Annotated in this window: 5 protein-coding genes; 1 reads left to right on the top strand and 4 read right to left on the bottom strand. The window is 63.0% G+C overall.

The genetic code is table 11. The features are described 5' to 3' along the window. Positions 1–131 precede the first annotated feature (131 nt). Together AC26AR_RS09950 and AC26AR_RS09945 are read right to left on the bottom strand one after the other, a co-directional pair. Positions 132–1,469, bottom strand: a complete 1,338-nt coding sequence (locus AC26AR_RS09950; RefSeq protein WP_488107900.1) for an aminotransferase class I/II-fold pyridoxal phosphate-dependent enzyme — start codon at positions 1,467–1,469, stop codon at positions 132–134. Between the two features lie 319 nt (positions 1,470–1,788). Continuing rightward, on the bottom strand, positions 1,789–2,127 hold the full coding sequence (locus AC26AR_RS09945) for a hypothetical protein (protein ID WP_488106912.1): 339 nt from the start codon (positions 2,125–2,127) through the stop codon (positions 1,789–1,791). Between the two features lie 503 nt (positions 2,128–2,630). On the opposite strand from AC26AR_RS09945, the gene AC26AR_RS09940 reads away from it, so the two are divergent. Further along, on the top strand, positions 2,631–3,317 hold the full coding sequence (locus AC26AR_RS09940) for a Hint domain-containing protein (RefSeq protein WP_488106911.1): 687 nt from the start codon (positions 2,631–2,633) through the stop codon (positions 3,315–3,317). A gap of 103 nt (positions 3,318–3,420) precedes the next feature. Here AC26AR_RS09940 and AC26AR_RS09935 read toward each other — a convergent pair whose 3' ends face one another. Next, positions 3,421–11,664, bottom strand: coding sequence for a type I polyketide synthase (locus tag AC26AR_RS09935; protein WP_488106910.1), 8,244 nt, complete (start codon positions 11,662–11,664; stop codon positions 3,421–3,423). Beyond that, positions 11,661–13,223, bottom strand: a complete 1,563-nt coding sequence (locus AC26AR_RS09930) for an LTA synthase family protein (RefSeq protein WP_488106909.1) — start codon at positions 13,221–13,223, stop codon at positions 11,661–11,663. The genes AC26AR_RS09935 and AC26AR_RS09930 overlap by 4 nt, the downstream gene beginning before the upstream one ends. Positions 13,224–13,471 lie beyond the last annotated feature (248 nt).

The following is a 13,471-nucleotide window of genomic DNA, read 5'->3' as shown; positions in this document are numbered from 1 at the left end:
AGCACTGATTTTCGGGAATGACGATCTCGTGATAAAAACGCGGCCCCGCTTTTGAGCAGGGCCGCGTTTTTTCGTTCTGGGGGTGTGAAATGGCAGAACTGATCGATCCGTCATGTGTGGGCTGACAACCCTCAGAGCCCTGCCTTGATGTCGTTCAGCTGTTGGATGAGGGTCTCGAGGACGGCATCCACCTGGGCTTCGGTGTGCTCGCAGGAGAGGAAGAAGCGCAGACGGGCGCTCTTCTCCGGCACGGCGGGGTGCAGGATGGGCTGGACGTTGAAGCCGGCCTCGAACAGCTGGTTGGAGAGGCGTGCCGCCACCAGGGAGCTGCCGAGGATGACAGGCACCACCGCGACGCCCAGGCTGTCGCCGACATCCAGCCCCAGCGCACGGGCGCGTGTAAGGAAGTAGCCGGAGACAGCATGCAGGCGGGCGATGCGTTGTCTGGCATCGTCGCCCTGGAGCAGTTCGAGAATCTTCAGTGACGGGGCGGCGACCTGTGCCGGCATGCCCACCGAGTAGAGGAAGCCCGGCGCGAAGTAGCGCAACATGCTGACCAGTTCCTTGCAGCCGGCGATGTAGCCGCCGCAGCCGGATAGCGTCTTGCTCATCGTGCCCATCCAGATATCGACGTCACGCGCAGCGATGTCGAAGTGCTCCCTCAGGCCGAGCCCACGTTCCCCGAGCACGCCGAAGGAATGGGCCTCATCGACCATCAGCCAGCAGCGATACTGTTGCTTGAGGGCGATCAGGCGCGGCAGGTCCGGCACGTCGCCGTCCATGCTGTAGAGGCCTTCGGTGACGATCAGCACGCGCTCGAACTTGCCGCGCTGACTGCTGAGCAGAGCTTCCAGCGCATCCGGGTCGTTGTGCGCGAAGGGCATGCGACGAGCGCCGGAGAGCTGAGCGCCGACCAGCGAGCTGTTGTGGATCCACTCGTCATGCAGGATCAGGTCCTTCGGGCCGAGCAGATAGCCCAGCGTGGACACGTTGGTGGCATGACCGCTGACGAACACCACCGCATCCTCCACCTCGTAGGTGCGCGCCACCGCCGCTTCCAGCTGTCGATGGATCGGGCGCTCACCGGAGACGGCGCGTGAGGCCGACACCGAGGTGCCGTAATGGGCCGCCGCCTCGGCCGCGGCCTTGATCACCTCGGGATGACGGGAATAGTCGAGGTAGTTGTAGCTGGCGAAGTTGACCAGCTCACGCCCATCGATGCATGTGGTGGCGCCGGCGCAGCCTTCATGCACGCGGAAGAAGGGCTCCGGCACGCCGAAGGCGGCACCGGCCTGCTGCATCATGCTCAGCTGCTGATAACCGGGCTGGCGATCGAAACGTACGAAGTCATCGCTGATCACCAGCGGTGCTGGCTTGCTGGCAAACACATCGTCGCCTGTGTCGTCCGCCACGCGAGCGGTCGTCTGGGTACGACGGGCACGCGCCTTGTCCAGCAGTTGTTGTTTCATGTCGCGGGGAGAAAGGCCGGAGGAGTGACGTGTTGCCAAAGAGGAAGTCCTTGAAGTTGAAGCGGTCTTTCCCTTGATGATGATGGGGTGTCGGCAAGAGGGCAAGCCTTTGCGCGCGTGGGAACGAATCTCGATGGGACTTGCTGAGGACCCGCCACATGCGGTTGCGCGCGTGCGGTCGTCGAGTCACCCGTCAGGGCCGCTCAAGCGCCACCCACAATAATGCCGATTACCGATGATGCCATGTCAGATCAAGGGGTTACCACAATGTCGGCAGGGCGGCCACCCGAGGCTGAGCTGCGTCGGTGGCCGTCGAGGATCACGCAGCAGGGCCGAGGAAATCGCCGGGCATGGCAGTACGAGGTAAATGATCCTTGGCCTTGAGGACAATGTGCGTGTTGAGCTCTTCACTCTGTAGGCCGGGATGTTGTCGGATGTGCTCATCAATCAGCTGAATCACAAACTCGGCATAGCGAGCAGACGCGAGCTCTAGCGTTGAGACGGTTCGCCCCATATGTTGCGCGATCACAAGGTACGTGGCGTTTTGTGTTTTGGCGAGAAGTAAGGTGAAGCCTTCTTCGCTTGACAGGATCGCCAAGGGGGAGTGGGCGTTGAGGTCCTGATGCTCATTGATAGATAACACGATCATTTCGTCCATGAAACTCTCTCCTTGCGCTCCTTGCGGCTCCTGCCTGGCGGTCGTGGGGACAGGGACGCCATTGAATATGGAGCGAATACTGTCATTTAGCGCAGCCCATTCCGGGTGGATGGAATCGGGCCGCTTCCGACAGGGCAAAATATTCTGATAGTGAGTCAGACTCCTACAATAGCATGGCGGCTGATGAGACTGCATCAGTATGTCTCATCAGTGCTGAGGGATAGTGCGCGTCTGATCACGTCGTCCTCGAGCCCAAAGTTGTTCTAATACGATCAGTGCAGTTATTTAGTGTTTTAATTTATCGGGCCAGTGTTAACTATTAAGCGCGCGTAAAGCCAACCTATCAAATATTATGATTTTACTGTGCAAATAAGAAGGAGTTCTTTGCTATATATTTGCACACATCATAACTTATTAATATACGATACTAGAAACGTAGTATTAAGTTTGCTAGATAGTATCAACTTTAGTCTTAGTCTCATTGTTCATAGGGAGCATGTATTATGGCACTATTGGACGTAAGTGTTGGAGATAGTGACACCGATGATAGCAATGATGTCATCGATGTTGATGTATTGGATTCTGATGGCCTGTTATCTGTTGATATCAACTGTTTTGCCAAGGGCACGGACATCATGACACCTCAGGGTGCCAAGCGGGTGGAATCCCTCAAGGTGGGTGATGACATTACGACAGCGGATAACCGGACGATAAGTATTAAGTGGATAGGTCAGCAGACCACCAAGCCAAGAGATTTCAACGAAAATCTCCAAGCGATCAAGATCCGCAAGAACGCCATTGCGCATGAGGTCCCGTCCTCCGATCTGGTGCTCACGGCGGGTCACGGTATTGTCGTTGACGATCTGCTGATCAACGCGAGTGTGTTGGTGAATGGAGCTTCCATTGATTATGTCCCCTTGGAGGAACTGGATGACGAGGTGACCTATTATCATATCGAGTCCTGGGGGCATGAAGCTATTCTCGCCAATGGCGTACCGGCAGAGACGTATATCGATTATAAGGATAGAGCCTCCTTTGATAATTATGATGAATATTTGACGCTATATGGAGCAGACGTACAAGTTCAAGAAATGCCACGTCCGAGAATTTCAGCTCGCCGTCTTCTTCCACAGCATATATGCCAACGTCTAGGAATTGATCGTAACATGGAGCATTTGCTGACGGCATAATGATAGTTTTGCAATAAAAATAAGGCCAGCCGACAATCTGTTGGCTGGCCTTATTTGTATATTAAAATAGCGGAATCGCTACCTTAGATCCTGAAGCCGGTCACTACTTGACGGTGGATGCCTCGCTCATGGGAAGCGGGACATGCTCTTCGCCGTGCGCTTTGGCGAGTTGTGCCAAGGAGCTGGTCGGCTGCTGCTGTTCCTCCACTTCGTCTTTGCGTGTCATCTTTTGCGCGATCTTGTCAGCTAGGCGCCACAGGGTAGCGGCTTCACTGATCATCATCACCGGAATACTGATGCCCAGGCGCGCCTCGACCGCCGTCATCAGCTCGACCCCCATCAGCGAGTCGAAGCCCATGTCGTAGACGCTCTTGTTGACGTCGATGGCGCTGGCGTCGATCAACAGAATCTTGCTCAGCTCGCCCTTGAGAATCTCGACGATGGCGGTCTGCAACGCTTCACCACTCAAGCCCGCCAGTGCCGCGGCGATATCATCCTGCTGCGCCTGGCTGTTGTCATCCTCACCGGCGCGGCGGGCGATTTCATCAAAGCGTGGCGTGGCGGCGGTCGGCAGGAAGCGTGCAAGCGCGCCCCAGTCCAGTTCCAGCACGCCCAATGAGCGTCCCGGCAGGCCGAGTGCCTGGGCGTGCTGATCTGCACTGATCATCTCACCGAGACAGGCCAGCGCGTGGTCTGCCATCAGCGCGTCGCCACCGAGGCGATTCTTGAGTGCTTCGCGGGTCTTCTCGTTGCGTGCCAGGAAGCCGGCATCCTCGATCGCGCCCCAGCGTGCGCAGGTGGCGGGCAGGCCACGCGCACGACGGTTGGCGGCGAGCCCTTCCAGCCAGTGGTTGGCCGCCACGTAGACGCTCTGTCCCGGGTTGCCGAACAGGGTGGTGGCCGAGGAGTAGAGCACGAAGAAGTCCAGCGCATGCTCGGCACTCAGGCGATCCAGCAGGCGCGCACCTTCCAGTTTCGGCGTCATCACGCGCTGGATGCGCTCGGCATCGAGATGGCGAATCAGCGCATCATCGATCACCGCGGCGGCATGGATGATGCCCTTGAGCGGTGCGATGCCATCGGCGTCAGCGGACTTGCCGAAGCGTGCGAACACCTTTGATAACGCGGCGTCATCGGCGACATCACAGGCCAGCGCATGCACGTTCACCCCTTGGGCCTCAAGACGTGCGACGCCTTGTTGCGCTTCTTCACTGGCTGCACCGGAGCGCCCGAGCAGGACCAACTCACGCGCGCCCATCGCAGCCAGCCACTCGGCGCTGCGCAGGCCAAAGCCGCCCAGACCGCCGGTGACCAGATAGCTGCCCGCCGGGTCGATCGTCAGTGTGTTTTGATTGGCCGCTAATGCGTCGCGCTGAGGGGGCACTGCACTAGCTGTCTGCTCAGTGGTGTGTCCGGCTACGCGCTGAGTGACAACGACCTTGCCGATCTGGCGGGCCTGCTGCATGTAGCGGAAGGCCTCGACCACCTGACCAGCATCGAAGGTGGTGTAGGGCAGAGGCGCCAGGGTGCCGTCCTCGAACAGTGCCATCATCTCGCGGAACAGGCGCGTGGTCAGGCCAGGGCATTCCTTCATCAGCTGATCGGAATCGATGCCAAAGTAGCTGAGGTTATTGCGGAACGGGCGCAGCCCCATCGGGGTGTTCTCGTAGAAGTCGCGCTTACCTAGCTCACAGAAGCGCCCGAACGGCTTGAGCACGCGCAGATTCTGGGCGATGGCTTCACCGGCCAGCGAATTGAGCACCACATCGACACCGCGGGCATCGACGGATGGATCGCGCTGCTGGCGCGCGGCGAGATCGGCCAGGATATCCTCGGCGAAGCCATGGCTGCGCGAGTCATAGACGTTGTCGATGCCCATCAGGGCAAGGAAGTCGCGCTTGGCCGGCGAGCCGACGGTGGCGAACACCTCGGCGCCCAGCCACTCGGCGATCTGCAATGCCGCGATGCCCACGCCGCCGGCGGCGCCGTGAATCAGTACCTTCTCGCCTTCTTCCAACCGCGCCAGATGCTTGAGCGCGTAGTAGACGGTGAAGAAGGTGGTCGGGATGGTCGCCGCGGCTTCCAGGCTGACGCCGTGGGGCACATGGGCCAGCGCCGTGTCGGCAATCACCAGCCGGTCGGAGAAGCTGGCCGGGCCGAAGCCGACCACGCGATCGCCAACCTTGAATTCGGCATTGGTGCCGGCCTGAGTGACGATGCCGGAGAACTCGAGTCCCAGGCTCGGGCCGGAGAAGCCATGCTCGATGGCTTCATCCGACAGCAGGCCGAGGGTGTACATGACATCGCGGAAGTTGAGGCCGGTCGCCTCGACACGCACCTCGACTTCGCCGGCTGCCACGGCGGGCAGAATGCGTGGCTGCCATTCCAGATTGCGCAATTGGCCGGGCTGGCTGAAGCCGAGGCTGACGCCGTGTCGCTGAGCGCCTGAGGTCTGCGAGCCTGAGATCTGCGAGAGGGAGCTCTCGCCACCAGCGGCCTGCTGAGGCGCCGCCACCTGACGCAGGCGTGTCGCGAAGCGCGCGCCAGTGGCATCCAGCACCACTTCCTGCTCATGATCAGGCGCTTCGAGTTCCTGCACCAGCGCGCCCATCAAGGCCGGCGTGCAGGCGGCGTCGTGCTCAAGCGTCGGCGTATCCAGCAGGCGAATGGCCAGTGACTGGCTCTCGTTGGCTAGGCTGCGCGCAAAGCCCCAGCTGGCCGCATCCGCCGGTGGCGTCGCTGCGGGGGTGCCATCTGTCTGCCACAGCGTCGCCACGTCATGTGTCAGCACCCACAGGGTCGGGGCGAGGCGGCTATCGTCCTGCTCCTGGGCTCTGTCAAAGGCCTGGACGACCTGTGTCAGCAGCTGTTGGCGTGCGCACTGGAGGGCATTGGTTTGATCCGCTCCATTTTGCTCGTCTGTCGCCGCAGCGCTGGGTAGCGCGATCAGGTGATCAACGTCGCCAAGTTGCTTGATCAATGCGGACATGTCCGCGGGCAGGCTGGCTGACAGGCGCTGATGGCTAACCTGATGACCACGCGGGGTCAGTGAGTCGCTCAAGCGCGTCAGCAGTGCTTGTTCCGCCGGTGCCTGAGGGCAATCCAGCAGTGCGATGGAGAGCGTGGCGGCCTGGCTTGCTACTGATTCGCTCTCGACTGATCCACTTGCCGCCATCTGGCCTTCAGCGGTTTTCGCAAGAGCCGCAAGCGGTGCCTGAGCGGCCAGCGTCGCGGACAGCCACCAGGCGCCTGATGTTTCAGTACCCAGGTGATCGCTGGCCAGGCTATCGCTGGCAGGCGCTGGTGACTCGATGTCGAGGCCCAGCTGGGTCAAGAGACGCTGCCATTGCGCGATGCCCGGATGGCTGCGCAGCTGCTCACCATCATCGAGGGCCAGAATCGGCCCGGCCCAAGCCGCCGGTTCACAGCCACACAGCAGCAGCTGTGCGCGGGGGGCCAAGCGTGCGATCAGCGCTGTCAGCAGCTCGCGCGCCTGTGACGGTGCCTCGAAGTCCAGATGCACGATGGCGAGCTGCGTCTTGTGGGGCGTGGCGGTGTCCTGGAAGTCCTCGCCCGCGATCACGTCGATCAGCGGCAGGTCATCCTGCAGGCGATTGGCTTCACTGAGGGCGCCGTTACTTGCGGCCACGAAGCGGTAATCCAGCGCCGCGTAGCGACCGTTGCGTGCATCCGCCTCGCGCAGTGTCGCGAGACGCTGGCCCAGCCAGGGGCCGCCGGCACCCAGCTCCAGCACATCGAGGCGCTGGCCGGCAGGCAGGGCGGCAAGCGCGCTGCTGATGCGTTGATCGAGCTGTGCGCTCAACCACTGCCAGCCGGCATTGCCGATCGCCGTCTTGAGCAGCGTCGGGATCAGCGGCTGGCGCAGATGCTCCAGTGCGGCACTGGCGTCCGTCGAGAGCAGCGCCTCGCGATTTGCCACCACTTCATCAGCGGTGCCGTCCAGCTGAGTCCCTTCTGACTGAGCCCCTTCTGATTGAGCACCGCCCAACGAGCGATCTTCTGACTGAGTCCCGCCCAAGGGCATGCCGCGATTGAGCCATTCATCCAGGTGCAGGTGCAGGCGACCGGCGGCATGCGTCAGCGGGAACTGGCCCGGGTAGTCGCGTACCAGCAGCTGCCAGATATCATTGGCGGCGGGCAGATCCAGCGAATTGATCTGCCAGTCGCCGCTGTCGAGTGCTTCCGTCAGGCCTTGTGACTCGGCCCAGTCGAGCAAGGCACGGCTGAACAGCGGGCAACGGCGCTGCCAGCGCGACAGCGCCTCGTGATCGAGATGGGCCAGCTCCGGGTCGCCCGGCGCGGCGTGACGCAGCAGGGTCTCGTGGACGCTGGCGAGCATCAGGCTGTCGAGCAGCGGCTCCAGCTCATCGCGGAAGCATTGGCTGTCGGCCAGCAGAGTCTGTGCGCTGGCGGCCGCGTCGCTCTCACCAACATTCTTACCAGTACTCTCACCAACATTCGCCTCACCATCCTCACCGTCATCGGCAGCCTCTGTGGCCTGCATGGCGTCATTCACCAGGCCTGCGAGATCCAAGGCCGGCGTGGACGGCTGAGTGAGCGGGTGCTGTGCGGCAGTCAGTTCGATATCCAGGTAATCCAGATGCGCCGTGCCATCACGCCCCAGGCGTACGGCGCGGAAGCGGGCCTCTTCAGCAACCGCCACGGCGCGGCCTTCGGCATCGAACAGCTCGAAGTCGGCGCACAGGGAGTGCGGGCCACGCGAGCGCAGCACGACTCGTGCCGTGATGATTTGCGAGGCACGTACCTGCTCACGCACCTGCAGGCGTCCGACGCGCACCGGCACGAAGGCCATGCCATTGCTGGCCGCCGTCTGGCCCTTGAGCACGCCCAGCAGCGGAATGAACAGCTGGAAGGCGCTATCGAGCACGCCGGGGTGCAGGTGGAAGTCGGCGTCCTGGCTGGCCATTTCCTCGGTCAGCGAGAAACGGGCCAGCACCTGCGGACGCGCAGTGCCCGCTGCGTGGTGGTCGGTGCCCGCGTCGACCCAGATCTGCTCGGCGGCGCGGAAGTGCGGGCCGTAATGCAGGCCGAGTTGTGCGGCAGCCGCCACGTGCTCATCGCGGCCGAAATCGGCGGCGCGAGTCGGCATGATCGGGGCGGCTCGCTCCAGCAGGCGTCCACGCGTGGCGGTGAAGGCGCGCGCCACGGCGTGCAGGTTCCACTTGTCGGCATCTTCCGCGCGTGTTTCACGACTCTCCAGGCGCATGGCGCCATTGGCGCTGTCCAGCGACAGGCGGGTCAGGCGCAGCGTGCTGTCATCGAGCAGCAGCGGGGCGCGAATCTCGAAGTCTTCCAGGTCCAGCACGTCGGGCAGGCTGCCCGCATCGGCGCTGGCGGCCTGCCATTCGTGGGCGGCGGCCAGGCATTGCTCCAGATAGCCGGCCCCCGGGAAGACGGCGCTTTCGCCGACCTGGTGATCGGCCAGCCACGCGACCTTCTGGGTGTCGAGCTGAGCTTCCCAGGTCAGGCGTTGCTGGGCGAGACGATAGCCGAGCAGCGGATGTACGTAATGACGATCCAGTAGACGCTGGCTTTCGCTGGTGGTCTGGATCCAGCACGGGATGCGTTGCCACGGGTAGCTTGGCAGCTCGACGAACTGACCGGCGACCGGGAACAGGCCGGTGATGTCGACGGCGCCGGAAAGCAGCACGCGACCGCGCAGATGCTCCAGGGCATCTAGCCCGGCATGGCGACGGTCGAGACTGGCGAGCACTTGGCCGGCGGGCGCTTCTTCACTACGCGCCTTGAGGATGTCGTTCAGGTAGCTGCGCAGGATCGGGTGCGCGCCGATCTCGATCAGCAGGCGATGGCGGCCGAGGGCAGCGTTCTCTTCCGCGTCGGAGTGCCAGTTGACCAGTGAGGTGACGGCGGCCTCGAACATGACCGGCTGACGGATGTTCTCCCACCAGTAGCGTGCATCCAGCTGCTCGCCGGCAATGACACTGCCGGTGACGGTGGAGATGAACGGGGTATGGGTGGCGCGGGGCGTCAGGCCGTCGAGGGATTCGAGCAGGCCGGGCTTGATCGGGTCCATCGCCGGGCTGTGGAAGGCGTAATCCAGCCCCAGCACCCGCGCGAAGGTGCCCTGGGCGGAGAGCTCCTTGCTCAGCGCTTCCAGCAGCTCACGCTCGCCGGCCAGGGTGGTGCCGCGCGGGCCATTGATGCCAGCCAGTGATAGCGACGCCCATTGCGGCTGCTCCAGCCACTCGCGCATCTCGCATTCGCCGAGACCGACGGCCATCATCGCGCCGGTGCCCCGGGTGCGCCCCTGGTGGTAGCTGCGCTGGAAGATGACGCGGGTGGCCTGTTCGAGCGTCAGCGCGCCACTGGCCCAGGCGGCAGCGACTTCGCCGACACTGTGACCGGTGACGGCAGCGGGGCGGATACCGCGCTCGATCAGCCATTCGGTGACCGCGACCTGCAGTGCGAAAAGCGTCGGCTGGGCGATCTCGGTGGCGTCCAGGCGGTTCTCGCCTTTCTCGCTCAGGCTGCCGTCCAGTTCCTTGAGCAGCTCGAAGCCATTGAAGTCGCGGAAGGCGGCGTCGAGGCGCTCCAGGCAGGCGCGCACGCTGGCGGATTCTTCCAGCAGGGCACGGCCCATGCCGGCCCACTGGCAGCCATTGCCGGAGTACACGAACACCGGGCCGCGCTCCTGCGCGCTGCTGAGGGCGTTTGCGCCATGGCGCGGCGATGCACCATTGTCGCTGGCGCTCGGCAATGCCGGCAGACGGTCTGCCAGGGTGATGCGCGGATGGTCACCGAGATCCCCCTCGCTGCCGAGGGTATCGAGGTCCTCGAGCAGGGTGGTGAAGGTTTCTGCGCTCAGCAGGGCGCCATGCACATGGTGCTCGCGGCGGGCGGCCAGCTGCCAGGCGAGATCGTAGAGGCTGGGCGCCATGTCGTGGGCGGCGAGCTCACGCAGGTGCTCTGCCAGCTCCAGCGCGGATTGCTTGAGCGCTTGCGGGGAACGGGCGCTCAGGCGCAGCGGCGGCGTCTGTTCACCTTCACTGCTCGGTTGCGCTACCGACTGTTCGGGAGCACTTTCCAGCAGCACATGGGCATTGGCGCCACCAAAGCCGAAGGAGTTGACGCCGACGACCAGACGCCCGTCCGCCTTGAGCTTGCGCGGCTGGGTGACGATATCCAGATTCCACTCGTCGGTGCGAATCTTCGGGTTCAGACGCTGGATCTTGATCGTCGCGGGCACTTCACGGTGCGCGATCACGCCGAGTGCCTTGGCCAGGCCGGCCACGCCTGAGGCGGTTTCCAGGTGGCCCATGTTGCTCTTGATCGAGCCGATCGGCAGTGGGCTGGAGCGCTTCTGGCCGATGGCCGCGCCGATGGCGCGGGTTTCCAGCGGATCACCGACCGCGGTGCCGGTGCCGTGGGCCTCGAGATAGTCGATCTCGTCCGGCCTGATGCCGGCCTGCTCGCAGGCCTGTTCCATCAACTGGATCTGCGCCGACGGGTTGGGCACGGTCAGCCCGGACTTGTAGCCGTCGGTATTGACCACGGAAGAGGCCACCACGGCGAGGATACGATCGCCATCGGCGATGGCCTGGTCGAGATCCTTGAGCAGGAATACGCCGCCGCCCTCGGAGCGCGCATAGCCGTCGCCGGCTTCATCGAATACCTGACAGCGGCCGGTCTTCGACAGCATCGTGGCCTTGGAGAAGATCAGGAAGCCGTAGGGATGCAGGTGGAGACTGATGCCGCCGGTCAGCGCCATGTCGGTCTCGCCGCTTCTGATCGACTGGCAGGCCTGATGGAAGGCGACCATTGAAGAAGAGCAGGCGGTATCCAGTGACAGGCTCGGGCCATGCAGGTCGAAGGCATACGACAGGCGGTTGGAGGCCACGCTGGAGGTATTGCCGGTCGCGGTATTCGGGCCGATGGCGCTCAGGTCATCCGCCATGCGATAGGAATAATCCAGGCTTGCGATACCCATGAAGACGCCACAGCGTGAGCCGCGCATCTTCTCGGCCGGGATACCGGCGTGCTCGATGGCTTCCCAGCTCATCTCCAGCAGCATGCGTTGCTGAGGGTCCATGCTGGCGGCTTCGCGCGGGCTGATGCCGAAGAAGGCGGGGTCAAAGCCCGTGATGTCGCCCAGTGAACCTGCGGCGAAGCTGTAGCTCATGCCCGGGGCTTTCTTGTCCGGGTGCGAGAGAGACTCCTTGCTCCAGCGGTCGTCGGCGACTTCGGTCACCATGTCCTTGCCGGCCAGGAGGTCGTCCCACAGGGTGGCCTGAGTGGTGCCGGGGAAACGGCTGGCTGCGCCGATGATGGCAACGCGTCGGGTCATGACAAGCTCCTGAACTTCTGAGTCACGGCACTGTGGCGAGCATGTTTCGCGGTCGCCTTCAGCAGCGCACTTCCTAATGTATCGATATTGATGACGCGCGGGTCGCCCTTGCGGCATTGCTCGTCAGTCTTGAAAGGCCCTTCGCAGTCGAGGGCCCACTCCATCAGCTCCGGGTCCTTGTCGCGCACGGCCGCCATGGTCTGGCGGGCGGTGTCGTCGGACTCCGGCAGGGCGCTGGACCAGATGAAACTATCGGTCACGCCATTGGGCTCGCCCAGGATCGCATAGACCTCGGGCATGATCGGCACATGGTCTCCATAGAAACACAGCAGCCCGCCGCGCGGCAGTCGCGCCAGCGCGGTGGTGAGCTGATCGATCATCGCGTCGGCATTCACCAGGTGACGCAGATAGATGCCCAGTTCCTGACAATTCTCCGGCAGGTCTCCGTCATACCACTCCGGCAGACGTGCGCTGTCGAAGGTTTCCAGGTGCAGCGGGCCGTGATTCTCCATGGTGATCACCTGGATGAACAACGGCGTGTCGCCGGCTTCCAGCAGACAGTCTTCGACCTTGGCGGCCACGGCGGCATCGCTGATGTACTGGCCGCTCCTGTCGGCATCGCTGAAGTGGGCGATGTCGAGGAATTCATCGAAACCGAGCTGTTTCAGCACCTGATTGCGCAGATAGAAGGTGCCCGGGTAAGGGTGGATGCACAGCGTGCGATAGCCCATTGCCTTGTAGCTGGCGGCCAGATTGGGCACGGCGCGACGCGCCAGCTGATGGTAGGGGTTGAACTGGTGCACGCCGAGCTCTTCGGCGGTGAGGCCCGTCAGGAAGGCGGTTTCGGTGCGCACGGTATTGGCGCCCCAGGCCGGCACGGCCAGACGACCACACGGCAGCCCCTGGGCCAGGGCGGTGAAGTGGCAGCGGTCCAGGTTCGGCAGCAGGTCGTCACGTACCCGAGGGTAGACGCGGCGGGCATCGAAGAAGGATTCGCTCTGCACGCTGACGACATGGGGCAGTGTCTTGGTGGCGTCCTTGTCATCGAGTTCGCGCAAGGTGGCCTCGAGTTCGCGCTGTGCCTCCTCCAACGGATTGCGCAGTGGCGTCAGCGGGCGACGCGCCAGTCGCGCATAGGCCAGCAGGTAGGCCACCATGCCCAGCTCGCTGAGGTCGAACTCGGGCACCAGCATCACCTTGCTGGCCAGACGGTTGCCCAGGGCGTAGACCAGGACGCTCGCGCCGATCAGTACGCTGATCAACGGTACCAGCCACACAGCGGCGTTGCCTGAGTAGGCGGCGGAGAAGCCCAGCGCGGGCTCGAGCCAGAGTCCCAGACCGATCGCCAGCGCCCCGGCCGAGGTCGCGGCGATGGTCAGCCCGATGCCGAAGAAGGGGATGTACAGGCGCGGGTGCTTGATGGCGTCGGTGAAGTACTCGAAGTCCTGGCTGAGGAATGGTTCGCGCAGCGACACGTATTTGGTGTGGCTGACCTGCAGTACCACCAGCCACAACGCATTGACGACGATCAGCGAGAACCAGGGGCGCTGGGTGATCAAGGTGCACAGTGACCAGCTGGCGCACCAATATGCTCCATGCGCTAGTTGGGCGCTTTTGGGGCGATGCCAGAAACTCACCGGAGCCGAGTTCATCTGACGCAGGATAAGGTGCTCCAGCACCTGCGTGACTAGAAGACCTACAAGCAGTGGCCAGACCATGAAAGACACCAGCGCAATGACAAACTCCATGTAATTCCAACCTCGTCAGCTGCGCCAGGGCAACAGCTATCTAGTGTTGTAGCGCAAAT

The sequence above is a fragment of the Cobetia sp. PS-4MA genome (assembly GCF_057670765.1).
Note: the sequence above shows the minus strand (reverse complement) of the source record. Positions and strands in the feature narration are given on the sequence as shown.